Origin of the sequence: uncultured Nocardioides sp. (assembly GCF_947489365.1) — a bacterium.
Classification (GTDB): domain Bacteria; phylum Actinomycetota; class Actinomycetes; order Propionibacteriales; family Nocardioidaceae; genus Nocardioides.
This window is the reverse complement of sequence record NZ_CANLDB010000003.1, coordinates 572,598-586,409: the sequence shown is the minus strand read 5'-3', so window position 1 is coordinate 586,409 and position 13,812 is coordinate 572,598. Positions and strand designations below refer to the sequence as shown.

Genomic DNA, 13,812 nt, shown 5'->3' with positions numbered 1-13,812 from the left:
GCGGCCCCGCGGTCGGGCGGCCGGGCGGCCGGGGTCAGACCCCGACGAGCGGGTCCGGTGGTGGCGACTCGAGCACCTGGACGACGGCGGGCGGGGCGTCGGCGTACGAGTGCTGGCTGGAGGTCGAGAAGAAGTTGATGCCGATGAAGTTGAACCACAGCGTCGCGGTGCCGAGCAGCGCCAGGTAGGCGGCGTTGCGGCCCTTCCACCCGGCCGTCGCGCGGGCGTGGAGGTAGGCGGCGTACACCACCCAGGTGATGAAGGCCCACACCTCCTTGGGGTCCCAGTTCCAGTAGCGGCTCCACGCCTCGTGCGCCCAGATGGGCCCGGTGATGAGGACCGCGAAGGTCCACACCGGGAAGGCGAAGGCGTGCAGCCGGTACGCCGTCCGGTCCAGCAGGGCGGGCGCGGGCACACGGGCCAGGTAGCCGGTGGTGCCGCCACCCCTGCCGAGCTGGCGCTCCTTGACGAGGTACAGCACCGACAGCAGCCCGCCGAGGGTGAACGTCGCGGTCGCGATGACCGCGGAGACCACGTGGATCACGAGCCACGGCGAGTACAGCGCCTCGGTGAGCGGGGCGACCTCCTCGTGCAGCCAGATGACGTCGATCATCAGCAGCGTCAGGACGGTGCCGACCACGATCGGGGCCATCCAGGCGAGCCGCAGGCGCTGGCGGGCGACGAGGAAGATCAGGGTGACGAAGAACGTCCCCGAGAGCGTGAACTCGTACATGTTGCCCCACGGCACCCGGATCGGGTCCGCCGCGAGACCGCGGCCGAGCAGGGCGACGAAGTGGATCGCGCAGGCGAGCACCGTCAGCAGGAGCCCGAGGCGACCGAACATCGCCGAGCGGTCGCGTGCCGAGGCGGACTCGTCCTCGGCGGCCACGACGGACTCCGCGGGCGCACCCGCGCCCACCGGCTGCTTCGCGTCCTGCGCGACCGGGAGGCGCCGCAACGCCGACCACTCGACGAGGTGCGCCAGCAGGGCCAGGAAGTAGACGACGCCGGCGGCCGCCACCGCCTGGTTGCTCAGGCTCTCCCACGCGGCGTTGCTCATGTGGTCGTCTCCTTCGGCTGCTTCTCGGGTTCGTCGTCGGGCTCGTCGTCGGGGGTGGGGCCTCGCAGGGCGGCGACGACCCGGTCGAGCTCCTCGGTGACCTCCTGGCCGCCGGAGCGGTCCAGCGCCGCCACCTCGACGTACGTCGAGCCGTCGCGCTCGCGCGCCCGGACCCACACGCGCCGGGGCCGGATGAACAGGGAGCCCAGCAGGCCGATCAGGGCCAGTATCACCCCGGCCAGCGCGAGGCCCTTGCCCGGCGTCTGGCTGATCTGGATGCGGTTCCACCGCTGCACGCCGTCGAAGCTGACGCTGCCGGCACCGTTCGGGAGGTCGACGCTCTGCCCGGGGGCGAGCTCGATCCGGAACAGGGAGCCGTCGGGGTTCTCCACCAGGTCGGCGTTCTCCTTGTCGAGGACGTAGACCGACTGGCCGACGCCGTCGTCGAGGCCGAGGTCGCCGGTGTAGGCCTGCATGACGATCGCGGGGTTCACCGCGTCGCCGAACGCGGAGAAGGGTCCCTGCTCCGGGGTGAAGGCGTACGTCGGGTAGAACTCGCCCTCCAGCCCGATGGAGGTGGGCTGCGCGTCGGGCGCCGCGACGACGCCGAACGAGCGGAACGACGGATCGGACGGCAGGAACACCTTGGGGCCGGACGTGACGACGTTCCCCTCCCCGTCGCGCACGGTGATGATCGGCGCGTAGCCGTGCCCGATGAGGAACACGTCGGTGTCGCCGATGGTCAACGGGTGGTTGACGCGCAGGTCGTAGCTCTGCACCTCGCTGTCGGGGGTCTCCCGGTAGTCGAGGTGGGAGACGAACTTCTGCGCCATGCCCGCGCGTGGCCCGTCGGTGAGCCAGCTGATGTCGAAGTCGGTGACGTCGAAGGAGAACGGCTCCATGTCGGCCGGGTCGAACAGGTCGCCGGGGGCGAAGTCGTCGTACTGGGTGAGGTTGTTGGAGAACCCTCCACCGGCCAGCACGATCACACCTCCCTGGTACCCGAACAACCCGCCCCAGGCCACCCCCGCCAGCACGACGAGCACGGAGACGTGGAACACCAGGTTCCCGGCCTCGCGGAGGTAGCCGCGCTCGGAGGCGACGGAGTCCTCCGTGGCGTCGACGCGGTAGCGGCGTCCCTTCAGGACCTCCCGGGCGCGGGCCAGGACGGTCTCGACGTCGTCGTCGGTCGTGTACGACGTGCTGTCGGGCATGCGGCTCAGGTACCGCGGCGCCTTGGCCGGACGCGAGCGCAGGGCGCGCAGGTAGACGAGCGTGCGCGGGAGGATGCAGCCCACCAGCGAGATCATCAGCAGGATGTAGATCGCCGAGAACCACACGGAGTCGTAGACGCTGAACAGGCCCAGCCACTCGTAGACCGGTGTCAGCCGCGGGTGCGCCTCCTGCCAGCGCGTCACCTCGAGGGCGTCGACGTCGGACTGCGGGATGATCGACCCCGGCACGGCGGCCAGGGCGAGGAGCAGCAGCAGGACCAGCGCGGTCCGCATCGAGGTGACCTGGCGCCACAGCCAGCGCAGCGACTCGCGGAAGGTCAGCTCACCCGACCGCCGCGACGGGTCGGGCTCGACCGGGGACGAGGAGATGTGCCCCTCGGGGCGGACGTCGGTGCTCACACCGCCACCTCGAACCCGGTGACGAGGTTGATCTGGACCCACGCCACGGCGACGTCCCACCAGCCGGTGAGGAGCGCGAGCCCGGTCAGGATCATCATCAGCCCGCCCAGGCGCATGACCCAGACCTGGTGGCGACGGATGAACGACACCGCGCCGAGGAAGCGGCGGTAGGCCAGCGCGGCGACCACGAACGGCAGGCCGATCCCGAGGGCGTAGACCCCGGAGAGAAGCGCCCCGCGGGCGGCGGTGCCCTCGGTGATCGCCAGGGAGGCGATGACCCCGAGGGTGGGGCCGATGCAGGGGGTCCAGCCGAGGCCGAACAGGAAGCCGAGGAACGGTGCGGCGGCCAGGCCGACCCGGGGGACGGCGTGCACGCGGGCGTCGCGCTGCAGGAACGGGACGAGGCCCATGAAGGCCAGTCCCAGCACGACGGCGAGGACGCCGAGGCCGATCGTCATCTCGCGGCGGTAGACCACCAGCGCCTCGCCGAGCGCGCCCGAGGCGGTGCCGATGAGGACGAAGACCGTGGAGAACCCGAGCACGAACAGCAGGGAGCCGGCGAGCATGCGGCCGCGGCGGTGGTCCGACTCCCCGGAGGCGAGGTCGGCCCCGGACAGCCCGGTCGCGTACGAGAGGTAGCCGGGCAGCAGCGGGATCACGCAGGGCGAGAAGAACGACACGAGACCGGCGACGAGCGCCACGGGCAGTGCGAGCGCGAGCGAGCCGGACGCGGCGGTCTGGCCGAACCAGTCACCCACGGGTCGTGCCCCCGTCCTGGCCGCCGTCCTGGCCGCCGTCCTGGCCGCCGTCCTGGCCGCGGTCGGGTCGCTGGGTCTCGGCGGCGACGTCCTCGATCAGCGTCACGAGGGTCTGCTCCGACGGCAGCGGCCCGATGACGCTCGCCGCGACCCGGCCCTCGGCGTCGAGGACGACGGTGCTGGGGATCGAGTTCGGCGCGAGCGTGCCGGTGAACGCGAGCATCGCCTCGCCGGTGGGCGAGTAGAAGGAGGGGTAGGGCACGTCGAAGGTGCGGTTGAAGGCCAGGCCCATCGCGGTGTCGTACTCGCGGATGTTGATGCCGACGAAGTCGGCGGTGCCCTCGACGCGCTCGGCGGCGGAGGTGAGCTCGGGCTGCTCGGCGCGGCACGGGGGGCAGGTGGAGTACCAGACGTTCACCACGGTCACCCCGCCGCGCAGGTCGGCGAGGTCGAGGGGTTCGCCGTCCAGCCCCTCGCCGCTCAGGTCGACCGGGTCGCCGCGGTCCTCGGGGGCCACCTCGCGGACCTGCCCGTCGCCGGTGATGTAGCCCTTGTCTCCGGTGCCCTCGAGCTCGGTGCACCCGCTCAGCAGGAGTGCCGCGAGCAGCCCCACGACGGCGAGCAGCCGGGGGCGCGAGACGGGCGTGGAGCGGCGGGGACTCAGGGGACGGGCTCCTCGTGCCGGCCGCCGGAGCTGAACGGCGACTGCTTGTCGCGCGCCGGGATCATGTCGCCGGCGGGCTCGGAGTACGACAGGCGCACCAGCCGGTCGCCCTCGTAGTGCAGCGACGTCAGGGAGCACAGCGTGCACTGACGGCGGCGGGGGTCGTGCAGGAAGACGCTCTTGCCCTCGACCCGCAGGCGGGTCGTCCAGATCGGGAGCTGGTGCGAGACGACGACGGCCTCGTGGCCGCGAGCGGAGTCCCGGGCGGCGGCGGCGCCGGCGAGCATGCGGGCCGCGATCTGGCCGTAGGGCTCGCCCCACGACGGCCGGACCGGGTTGCGCAGGTGGCGCCAGGCCAGCGGCCGGCCCAGGGCGCCGTCGTTGATGGCGAACCGCTGGCCCTCGAACTTGGACGACGACTCGATGACGCGGTCGTCGATCTCGGGGGTGATGCCGAGGGCCGCGGCGAGCGGGGCGACCGTCTCGCGGGCACGCTCGAGCGGGGAGACCCGCAGGTGCACGATGTCGCGGCCGGCGAGGGAGGTGGCGATCCGCTCGGCCATGGCGCGGCCGCGCGCGGAGAGGCGGTAGCCGGGCAGCCGGCCGTAGAGCACGCCGTCGGGGTTGTGGACCTCCCCGTGGCGCAGCAGGTGCACGACCGTGCTCTCCGGAGCGGACGGGGCGGTGGGCCGGGCGCTCATGCGGCCCCCTGCACCGCGGCGGCGGCCCGGGCGGCGCGGGGCAGCGCCTCGACGATCCGGCCGACGGCCTCGTCGTCGTGGGCTGCGGACAGGAACCACGCCTCGTACGCCGACGGGGGCAGGTGCACCCCGGCGTCGAGCATGGCGTGGAAGAACGCGGCGTACGCCGGGAGGTCCTGCGCGGAGGCGCCGGCGAAGTCGGTGACCTCGCCGTCGCGGAAGAAGACCGAGAACATCGTTCCCGCGGACTGGACGTGGTGGGGCACGCCCGCCTCGGTGAGCGCCTCGGTCGCGGCGCGCTTCACCACCTCGCCGGCCTTGGTGAGGTGTTCGTAGACCGCGGGGGTGGCGAGGCGGAGCGTGGTGAGGCCGGCGGTGGTGGCGACGGGGTTCCCCGACAGCGTCCCCGCCTGGTAGACGGGCCCGTCGGGGCTCAGCGCGGCCATGACGTCGGCGCGACCACCGAACGCGGCGGCCGGGAAGCCCCCGCCCATCACCTTGCCGAAGGTCATGAGGTCGGGCACCCAGCCCTCGACCGCGCCGTCGATGCCCCAGTAGCCCTGCGCGGAGGCGCGGAAGCCCGTCATCACCTCGTCGGTGACGAACAACGCGCCGTGGGCGCGGCAGGTCTCGGACAGGAAGCGGTTGAACCCCTCGGCCGGCGGGACGACGCCCATGTTTCCGGCGGCGGCCTCGGTGATCAGGCACGCGATCCGGTCGCCGTGCTCGGCGAAGGCGGCCTCCACGGCGGCACGGTCGTTGTACGGCAGGACGATCGTCTCGCCCGTGGCCGACTCGGGCACCCCGGAGGAGCCGGACCGGGCGAAGGTCGCGACGCCGGAGCCGGCCGAGGCCAGCAGCGAGTCGACGTGCCCGTGGTAGCACCCGGCGAACTTCACGACGACGTCACGGCCGGTGAAGCCGCGCGCGAGCCGGATCGCCGACATCGTCGCCTCCGTGCCGGAGGAGACGAGTCGGACCCGCTCGACCGGCGTCCGCGCGACGATCGCCTCGGCGAGCTCGAGCTCCGGCAGCGTCGGGGTGCCGTACGACGTCCCGCGCGACGCGGCCTCGGTGACGGCGGCGACGACCTCGGGGTGGGCGTGGCCCAGCAGCATCGGGCCCCAGGAGCCGATCAGGTCGACGTACGCCGTCCCGTCGACGTCACGCAGCCACGCCCCGGAGGCGGAGGCGATGAAGCGGGGGGTGCCCCCGACGCCGTTGAAGGCCCGGACCGGGGAGTTCACCCCGCCGGGGGTCACGGCGAGGGCGCGCTCGAACAGGGCGCGGGAGGACGTCGTACGGGCCTCGACCATGGCTCCATCATCGCCCGAGCGACCAAGGCCCCTCCAGGAGGGGCCGAGGGGGTGACCACGCAGGTCCGCGCAGGTCAGGCCCCCGGCGGGGGTGCGCCGGAGGCTACTGACCGGTACAGTCGTGCACTTGTGAGAGTGCTCACGTGATCCCCAAGGAGGGGGCTCTCTCCCGGTTCGCTGGTTTGTGCGTAACGGGAGGTGGCACACTTCGTTGGAGTTATCACACCGGCATGTCGACTCGGGAGAACGCCGGCATGACAGCGAGTCGCGGGTCCACGGGAGTGCCCGCGGGGGATGGGGAGAACACGGATGTCGCAACGACGGTTCGGCAGGTCGCAGCGCGCGATCACGCTGGTGCCGCTTGCCCTGCTGTCTGCAGCATGGACGGCGGGTCTGGCCACGCCGACCACCCAGCTGGCGGAGGTCGCTGACGAGATCCAGGGGGAGCTGCCGGACGGCACCGAGGTGCCGACGGAGGCCATCGAGGCCCCGGCCAGCATGTCGCGCCGCGGCGCGGTCGCCCCGGGCGTCCCGTCCGGCCGCAGCGCCGCCGCCGTCCGCACCGCCTCCACCAACGGCATCCCCGCCGCCGCGCTCGCGGCGTACCAGCGCGCGGAGACGGTGATCAACCGCGCCGACGCCGGCTGCAACATCTCCTGGCAGCTCGTCGCCGCGATCGGCCGTGTGGAGTCGGACCACGGCCGCTACGACGGCAACGTGCTGGACTCCGACGGGGTCGCGAAGCCCGGCATCATCGGCATCGCGCTCGACGGCACGAACAACACGACGCGCATCGCCGACACCGACGCCGGTCAGCTCGACAAGGACCGCAAGTTCGACCGCGCCGTCGGCCCGATGCAGTTCATCCCCTCCACCTGGTCGGTGGTCGGGGTCGACGCGGACGGCGACGGCCAGCGCGACCCGCAGAACATCAACGACGCCGCCCTGGCGAGCGCGGTCTACCTCTGCTCCGGCAACGAGGACCTCTCGGCCACGAAGGGCCAGCGCGCCGCGGTCTACCGCTACAACAACTCCGACGACTACGTCGACCTGGTGCTGTCGATCATGGAGGCCTACTCCGAGGGCGACTACTCCTCGGTGCCCACGGCCACCGCCTCCGGCAACACCTTCACCCCGGACACCGACGCTCCCGAGGCCAGCGGCCCGGACGGCACCCCCACCGCGCCGCCGACCGGTCCCACCGGCCCGGTCGACGACGGTGACAGCGGTGACGACGGCGACGTCGGTCCGCGCCAGCCGACGGACCCCGCGACCCCTCCGACCCCGGAGAACCCGGAGAACCCGGGTGACGGCGAGGACGGCGGCGGTGGGAGCGAGACCCCCACCGAGCCCCCGACCGAGGAGCCCACGACGCCGCCGGTCGTCAAGAACCCGACGAAGCCGGTCAAGGACCTGCTGACCTACGCCGAGGCCCGCGTCATCTGCGTGACCCGGCTGGGCGACCTCATCAACGGCCTGCTCGGTGGCTCCAAGCTCGAGCAGTGCATCGCCGACGAGATGGCCAAGGCCAACGGCTGACCCGATTCACCCACGGACGCCGCGCACCCCTCACGGGGGCGCGGCGTTCGTCGTACCAGGGCCGAGTCGGCACGTCTGCGCACCCCAGGAGGGTCGAGTCGGCACGTCTGCGCACCCCAGGAGGGTCGAGTCGGCACGTCTGCGCACCCCAGGAGGCGCCGGTCAGCCGGCGTGGAGACACACCCGCCCCCTGCGGTAGTCCGTGACGTCTTGCACCCCATGGCCGGCGAGATCGGGGGCAGGACGTCACGGACCGTCCCGGTCACCGCCACGGGGACGATTGCGCAGACGTGCCGACTCGACCCCGTACAACTGCGCAGACGTGCCGACTCGACCCCGTACAGGTGCGCAGACGCGCCGACTCGGCCGCTAGCGGCGGGTGAGGAGGCGGGCGGCCTCGGCGGCCCAGTACGTCAGCACGACGTCGGCGCCGGCGCGGCGGATCGAGACGAGGGTCTCGAGGATGGCGGCCTCGCGGTCGATCCAGCCGTGGGCGGCGGCGGCCTCGACCATGGAGTACTCGCCCGAGATGTTGTACGCCGCCACCGGGACGTCGACCGCGTCCCGCACGCGCCGCAACACGTCGAGGTAGGCCAGGGCCGGCTTGACCATGACGACGTCCGCGCCCTCGTCGACGTCGAGGAGGGCCTCGCGGACGCCCTCGAGGCCGTTGGCGGGGTCCTGCTGGTAGGTACGGCGGTCGCCGGTCAGCGAGGAGTCGACGGCCTCGCGGAAGGGACCGAAGAAGGCGGAGGCGTACTTCGCCGAGTAGGCCATGATCGCGACGTCGGTGTGGCCGGCGTCGTCGAGGCCGTCGCGGATGGCGGCGACCTGGCCGTCCATCATCCCGCTGGGCCCGACCCAGTCGACCCCGGCGTCGGCGAGCACCCGCGCCATCTCCACGTACGACGTGAGCGTGGCGTCGTTGTCGACCCCGCCGGCCGCGTCGAGGACGCCGCAGTGGCCGTGGTCGGTGAACTCGTCCAGGCACAGGTCGGCCATGACCGGCAGCGCGTCGCCGACCTCGGCGACCACGTCGCGGACCGCGACGGACAGCACGCCCTCGGGGTCCAGCGCGGCGGAGCCGGCGGCGTCCTTCGTGGCGGGCAGGCCGAACAGCATGATCCCGCCGAGCCCGAGCGAGGCGGCCTCGGCGGCCGCGGCGCGCAGCGAGTCCCGCGAGTGCTGGACGACGCCCGGCATCGAGGAGATCGGGCGCGGGGCGTCGAGGACCTCGTTCACGAAGACGGGCAGCACCAGCTGCCGCGCCTCCAGCGAGGTCTCCGCGACGAGCGCCCGCGTAGCCGCCGTGCGACGCAGCCGTCGCGGCCGGATCACCGGCCGCGACGGCTCGCGGGGTCCCTCAGGAGCCACTCGTCGCCTTCCGGCGCGTCGCGGGACGACGCTCCGACGGCTTCGTGACCGGCTGGCCCGACTCGAGGAGCTCGGCGCGACGCACGGCACCGAAGTCGGCCAGGGCGTCGGCCAGCTCGTCGCCCGACGGGGCGGCGGCGAGGACGTCGACCCGCAGGCCGTGCTCCTCCGCGGTCTTCGCGGTGGCCGGGCCGATCACGGCGATGATCGTCGACGGGTGCGGCTTGCCGGCGATGCCGACGAGGTTGCGCACCGTCGAGGACGACGTGAACACGACCGCGTCGAACTTGCCCGACTTGATCGCGTCCCGCGTCGGCGCCGGCGGCGGGGCCGCCCGCACGGTGCGGTACGCCGTGACGTCGTCGCACTCCCAGCCGAGCTCGACGAGGCCCGCGACGAGGGTCTCGGTCGCGATGTCGGCGCGGGGCAGGAAGACGCGGTTGATCGGGTCCAGCACGTCGTCGTACGGCGGCCAGTCGGCCAGCAGACCGGCGGCGGACTGCTCGCCCGAGGGCAGCAGGTCGGCGCGCAGGCCCCAGGCGGCGATCGCCTCGGCGGTCTTGTCGCCGACCGCGGCGATCTTCAGGCCCGAGAAGGCGCGGGCGTCGAGGCCGTACTCCTCGAACTTCTCGCGGACGGCCTTGACGGCGTTGACCGAGGTGAAGGCGATCCACTCGTAGCGGCCCTCGACCAGGCCACGGACGGCCTTGTCCATCTGCTGCGGGTTGCGGGGCGGCTCGACGGAGATCGTGGGGACCTCCTCGGGGACGGCGCCGTACCCGCGCAGGCGGGCGACGAGCGGACCGGCCTGGTCCTTGGTGCGGGGCACCAGGACGCGCCAGCCGAACAGCGGCTTGGTCTCGAACCACGACAGCGTCTGGCGCAGGTCGACCACGTCGCCGACGACGGTGACGGCCGGCGGCTCGAGCCGGGCGGCGCGGACGTCGGCGGCGACGTGCGCGAGCGTGCTGACCAGGGTGTCCTGCTCGGTGGTGGTGCCGACCCGGGTCATCGCGACCGGGGTCTCGGCGGGGCGGCCGGCAGCGACGAGCGCCTCGGCGACCTCACCGATCGAGCCCACGGCCGACAGCAGCACCAGCGTGCGGTCGTCGGCGTAGCGGGACCAGTCGATGCGCGCCTCACCGCAGGTCACGACGGCGACCTCGCGGTGGGACTTGGTGGTCAGCGGGATGCCGGCGTACGCCGGGACCGCGGAGACAGCCGAGACACCGGGGACGATCTCGAGGCCCAGCCCGGCCTTCACGCAGGCCTGGGCCTCCTCGGGGCCGGAGGCGTAGAGGAAGGGGTCACCGGACATGAGGCGGACGACGCGACGGCCGCCCTTCGCCGCCTTGACCACGACCTTGCCGCGGGCGGCGTGGGTCAGCGGCTGACCGTCCTCGCCGAACCCGCCGTCCACCAGCTCGGGCAGCTCGTCGGCGGGGACGTCGGCGAGGAGCTCGTGGATCATCGCGTCGTGCTCGGCGACCTCGGTGACGACGACGTCGGCGTCGCGGAGCAGCTGCACCGCGCGGACCGTCAGCAGGCCGGGGTCGCCGGGGCCCGCGCCCACGAAGGAGACGCGCCCGCGGCCGGCGGGGGCGGAGGATCCGCGCGGCGTGGCCGCGCCCGTCGCGCCGCGCGGGGCGGCGGGGGTCGCGGGGGCCCCGATGGGCTCGGTGGCTGCGGTGGTCACAGTGGTCATGCGCGCTGCTCTCCGTTGTCAGGTGGCACGTCGTGTGGCATCAGTTCTGCTGCTCCGTCGGCGAGCATCTCGTCGGCGAGGCGTCGGCCGACGCCGGCGGCGTCGGTGGGGTCCCCCACGGCCGAGCGGCGGATCTCCACCGCTCCGTCGTCGGACAGGACCACGGCGCGGAGGTAGAGCTCCTCGCCGTCGTAGCCCTCGGCGACCTCGGCGAGTGCGCCGACCGGCGCCGAGCATCCCGCCTCCAGGGCGGCGAGCACGGCCCGCTCGGCGTCTACGGTCGCGCGTGCGACCGGATCCTGCAAACTTGCGAGGAGCGTCGCGAGGTGCTCCCCGGCCAGGTCGTCGTCCTCCCGGCACTCGATCGCGAGGGCGCCCTGCCCCGGCGCCGGGAGCATCTGGATCGGCTCGAGCACCTCGGTGACCTCGTCCGCGCGACCGATCCGGGCGAGTCCCGCCCAGGCCAGGACGACGGCGTCCAGCTCGCCCGAGGCGACCTTGCCGAGCCGGGTGTCGACGTTGCCCCGGATCGCCACGACCTCGAGGCCGAGGCCGAGCGCGTGCAGCTGCGCCGCCCGTCGCGGGGAGCCGGTGCCGACGCGGCTGCCGGCGGGCAGCTCGCCCAGCGTCAGGCCGTCGCGGGCCACCACGGCGTCGCGGGCGTTCTCCCGCGGCGGCACGGCAGCCAGCGCGACGCCCGGGGCGGGCGCGGTCGGCAGGTCCTTCAGGGAGTGGACGGCGATGTCGACGCGTCCCTCCAGCAGGGCGGCGCGCAGGGCGCCCACGAAGACGCCGGCGCCGCCGATGGTCGCCAGGGGCGCGCGGTTGACGTCACCCTCGGTCGTGACCTCGACCAGCTCGGTCGGCAGCCCCAGCCGCTCGGTGACGAGGCCGGCGACCTGCCGCGACTGGGTCGTGGCCAGCCGGGAGGCCCGGGTGCCGACGCGCAGCGTGCGGGTGGTCGTGCCGGTCGTCGTGCCTGTCGTCGTACCGGGTGCGCTCACGGGCCCATCCCCTCGGGACGGGTGACGGCCTCGACGGCGTCCGGGTGCAGGGCGAACAGCTCGGCGAGCGCGGCGGCGTACGAGACGGCACCGGTCTCCCCGGCGAGCTCCTTCACGCGGACGGTCGGCTGGTGCAGCAGCTTGTCGACGACCCGGCGGACGGTGTGCAGCACCTCGTCGTACGCCGCGGGGTCGAGGTCGGGCACGCGGGCGGTGAGGCGGACCATCTCGGCGTCCACGACGGCCGTGGCCATCGAGCGCAGGGCCACCACCGTCGGGGTCACGCTGGCCTGGCGGCGCGAGGCGAGGAACGAGGCGAGCTCGTCGGCCACGATGTCGCGGACCTCGGCCACACCGCGTCCGGCGTCGGAGCCGCGCAGCTCGGCGGCGAGCAGGGCGAGGTCGACCAGGGTGACGCCGTCGAGCTCGCCCACGCCGGCCTCGACGTCGCGGGGCAGCGCGAGGTCGACGACGGCCAGGGGCCGGTCGGTCGTCCCCGCCGCCGCACGCGCCGCGACGAGCGCGTCGACGTCGACGACCGTGCCGGTGGCGCCGGTGCAGGACACGACCAGGTCGGCCCGGCCGAGCTCGACCGCGAGGTCGGACATCGGCACGGCGCGGGCGCCGTACGTGCGGCCCAGGCGCTCGGCGGAGGCGCTCGAACGGTTCACGACCGCGACGTCACCCGCACCGGCCGCGGCGAGGGTGGAGGCGGCCAGCGCCGCCATCGCGCCCGCGCCGAGGATCGCGACCCGCTGCCCGGCCACGGGCCCGATCGCGGCCTCGGCCCGCGCGAGCGCGGCGGTGACCAGCGACGGGGCGGCCCGGTCGACGTCCGTCTCGGCGTGCGCGCGCTTGCCGACGCGGAGCGCCTGCTGGAACAGCGCGTTCAGCGAGGGGCCGATCGTGCCGGCCTCCTGGCCGGAGCGCAGGGCCTCGCGCGTCTGGCCGAGCACCTGGCTCTCCCCCACGACCATCGACTCCAGGCCGCTGGCGACGTGGAAGAGGTGCGAGACCGCCGCGTCCTCGTAGTGCACGTAGAGGTTGCCGACCAGTGCCTCCGGGGTCTCGTCGGCCCCTCGGGTCAGCAGCCGGGAGATCTCCTCGACGCTGCCGTGGAACCGGTCGACGTCGGCGTAGACCTCGATGCGGTTGCAGGTGGCGATGACGGTCGCCTCGGTGACGTGGTCGCACCCCATCACCTCGTCGACCAGCTTCTGCGCGGCCCCGTGGTCGAGCGCGAGGCGCTCCAGCAACGAGACCGGCGCGGACTTGTGGGACACGCCCACGACCAGCACGCTCATGCGGACTCCTCTCCGCGCGACCCGGTACCCACGCCGCGACCCGCGCGGGGGGACGGCGCCTTGCGCTGCTCGTGGTAGGCCAGGATCTGCAGCTCGGTGGACAGGTCGACCTTGCGGACGTCGACGCCGTCGGGGACCGCGATGACCGCGGGGGCGAAGTTGAGGATGCTCGTCACGCCCGCGGCGACCAGGCGGTCGGCGACCTGCTGGGCGGCGGCGGCGGGGGTCGCGATCACGGCGATGGTCACGCCCTTCTCGGCCACGACGCCCTCGAGGTCGTCGAACGGGCGGACCCGGAGCCCGCCGATCTCCTCGCCGTGGCGCTCGTGGTCGGCGTCCAGCAGCGCCACGACGTCGAAGCCGCGGCTGCGGAAGCCGGAGTAGTTGGCCAGGGCGTGGCCGAGGTTGCCGATGCCGACGACGACCACGGCCCAGTCCTGGGTGAGGCCGATCTCCCGCGCGATCTGGTAGCGCAGGTACGACACGTCGTACCCGACGCCGCGGGTGCCGTAGGACCCGAGGTGGCTGAGGTCCTTGCGGACCTTCGCCCCGGTGACGCCGGAGGCGGTGGCGAGGGCCTCGCTGGAGCACGTGGTGGTCCCCGCGTCGGCGAGCGCGGCCAGCGCGCGCAGGTACACGGGCAGACGGGCCAGCGTCGCCTCGGGCAGCCCCTTGTCGCCGGGGGTGGCCGTGGGGTCGGGTGGAGCCCCACCCGAGGTCACACCGGGCGGGTCGCCCTGCGGTGCGCGCCGT

Annotated in this window: 12 protein-coding genes; 1 reads left to right on the top strand and 11 read right to left on the bottom strand. The window is 73.8% G+C overall.

Annotation, left to right across the window (positions count from 1 at the left end):
* Window positions 1–34: 34 nt before the first annotated feature.
* The 6 genes from ccsB to hemL are packed head-to-tail and all read right to left on the bottom strand — an operon-like array spanning window position 35 to window position 6,133.
* Window positions 35–1,060: a c-type cytochrome biogenesis protein CcsB gene (gene ccsB / locus Q0858_RS11930; protein WP_299054480.1), complete on the bottom strand. Its 1,026-nt coding sequence runs from the start codon at window positions 1,058–1,060 to the stop codon at window positions 35–37.
* Window positions 1,057–2,694 carry a cytochrome c biogenesis protein ResB gene (locus Q0858_RS11925; RefSeq protein WP_299054479.1) on the bottom strand — a complete coding sequence of 546 codons (1,638 nt, stop codon included), beginning with the start codon at window positions 2,692–2,694 and terminating at the stop codon, window positions 1,057–1,059. Before Q0858_RS11925 ends, ccsB begins: the two co-directional genes overlap by 4 nt.
* Window positions 2,691–3,452: a cytochrome c biogenesis protein CcdA gene (locus Q0858_RS11920; RefSeq protein ID WP_299054477.1), complete on the bottom strand. Its 762-nt coding sequence runs from the start codon at window positions 3,450–3,452 to the stop codon at window positions 2,691–2,693. The genes Q0858_RS11925 and Q0858_RS11920 overlap by 4 nt, the downstream gene beginning before the upstream one ends.
* Window positions 3,445–4,065, bottom strand: coding sequence for a TlpA disulfide reductase family protein (locus Q0858_RS11915; protein WP_299054476.1), 621 nt, complete (start codon window positions 4,063–4,065; stop codon window positions 3,445–3,447). Before Q0858_RS11915 ends, Q0858_RS11920 begins: the two co-directional genes overlap by 8 nt.
* Before the next feature lie 47 nt (window positions 4,066–4,112).
* A complete protein-coding gene (locus Q0858_RS11910) occupies window positions 4,113–4,817 on the bottom strand; it encodes a histidine phosphatase family protein (RefSeq protein ID WP_299054475.1) in 705 nt (234 codons plus the stop codon).
* Window positions 4,814–6,133: a glutamate-1-semialdehyde 2,1-aminomutase gene (gene hemL, locus Q0858_RS11905; protein WP_299054473.1), complete on the bottom strand. Its 1,320-nt coding sequence runs from the start codon at window positions 6,131–6,133 to the stop codon at window positions 4,814–4,816. Before hemL ends, Q0858_RS11910 begins: the two co-directional genes overlap by 4 nt.
* Before the next feature lie 309 nt (window positions 6,134–6,442).
* On the opposite strand from hemL, the gene Q0858_RS11900 reads away from it, so the two are divergent.
* Window positions 6,443–7,672 carry a lytic murein transglycosylase gene (locus Q0858_RS11900; RefSeq protein ID WP_299054472.1) on the top strand — a complete coding sequence of 410 codons (1,230 nt, stop codon included), beginning with the start codon at window positions 6,443–6,445 and terminating at the stop codon, window positions 7,670–7,672.
* A gap of 369 nt (window positions 7,673–8,041) precedes the next feature.
* Here the strand turns inward: Q0858_RS11900 and hemB are convergent, their stop codons facing one another.
* Genes hemB through Q0858_RS11875 form a run of 5 tightly spaced genes read right to left on the bottom strand, consistent with a single transcriptional unit; the run spans window position 8,042 to window position 13,781 of the window.
* The gene (hemB, locus tag Q0858_RS11895) at window positions 8,042–9,046 is read right to left on the bottom strand and encodes a porphobilinogen synthase (protein WP_299054470.1); all 1,005 of its coding nucleotides are present in this window, start codon (window positions 9,044–9,046) and stop codon (window positions 8,042–8,044) included.
* Window positions 9,036–10,751, bottom strand: coding sequence for a uroporphyrinogen-III synthase (locus Q0858_RS11890; RefSeq protein ID WP_299054468.1), 1,716 nt, complete (start codon window positions 10,749–10,751; stop codon window positions 9,036–9,038). Before Q0858_RS11890 ends, hemB begins: the two co-directional genes overlap by 11 nt.
* On the bottom strand, window positions 10,748–11,755 hold the full coding sequence (gene hemC / locus Q0858_RS11885) for a hydroxymethylbilane synthase (RefSeq protein WP_299054465.1): 1,008 nt from the start codon (window positions 11,753–11,755) through the stop codon (window positions 10,748–10,750). The genes Q0858_RS11890 and hemC overlap by 4 nt, the downstream gene beginning before the upstream one ends.
* The gene (locus tag Q0858_RS11880) at window positions 11,752–13,059 is read right to left on the bottom strand and encodes a glutamyl-tRNA reductase (protein ID WP_299054462.1); all 1,308 of its coding nucleotides are present in this window, start codon (window positions 13,057–13,059) and stop codon (window positions 11,752–11,754) included. Before Q0858_RS11880 ends, hemC begins: the two co-directional genes overlap by 4 nt.
* A complete protein-coding gene (locus Q0858_RS11875) occupies window positions 13,056–13,781 on the bottom strand; it encodes a redox-sensing transcriptional repressor Rex (protein ID WP_299054557.1) in 726 nt (241 codons plus the stop codon). The genes Q0858_RS11880 and Q0858_RS11875 overlap by 4 nt, the downstream gene beginning before the upstream one ends.
* Window positions 13,782–13,812: the final 31 nt, after the last annotated feature.